Raw genomic sequence first — 794 nt, 5'->3', positions numbered from 1 at the left:
CTTTTAACCCGTTTGAATAGGTGATTCCCCCACCCAAAAACACTTTTGACGAGCCCGCGTGCTGTGTAAACAAATGCGAAATATATCCGCCCGTGCAGCTTTCGGCTATGGATAAGGTAAAACCTCTTCCAGCCATTTTATCAAGGATAGCTTTTTCGAGTGGGATATCCCGGTCGACCACAAACACAGGCCCAATGCGTTCGATTATTTTACCCGAAAATTCATCAATTTGTTTTTGAAGCTGTAAAACATCATCACCAAAAGCGCTTAAACGCAACCTAACCTGGCCCAATTTGGGTAAATAGGCTAATTTAATGTAAGATGGGAGTTCGTTTTCAATATCAGCTATCCGTTCGGCTAAAAATGATTCACCCTCACCTACGGTTAAAAGTGTTTTATGAATAATGGATGGAAGCTTTAATGTAGTAGTTATTTTAGGAATCACTTCGTCTTCCATCATGTACATCATCTCGAAGGGGACGCCCGGCATTGAAATATAAATAATGCCTTCATGGTTAAACCACATACCCGGCGCTGTGCCGTTTTTGTTTAATACAATCTCGCAATTTGCAGGTACCTGAGCCTGCAACCGGTTAACTTCAAGCAAAGGGCGATTGTATTTAGCAAAAATACGTTCCACATTTTCAAGCGCTTCCTTATTTTCAACAAGACCGACACCAAAATACTCGGCCAGTGTTTTCTTGGTGATATCATCTTTTGTTGGCCCCAGGCCTCCCGTAATAAATATAATTTTTGCTCGTACCGCAGCTTCGGCCAGGGCTTTAAGTATGTGG

Annotated in this window: 1 protein-coding gene; it reads right to left on the bottom strand. The window is 42.2% G+C overall.

Going from position 1 to position 794, the window contains the following annotated elements:
* The coding region (locus AC1DPZ_RS28345; protein WP_477409826.1) for a molybdopterin-binding protein at positions 1 to 794 on the bottom strand (794 nt) is incomplete at both ends.

Source organism: Mucilaginibacter sp. P4_G9, assembly GCF_056400985.1.
This window is presented reverse-complemented; position numbering and strand designations above follow the sequence as displayed.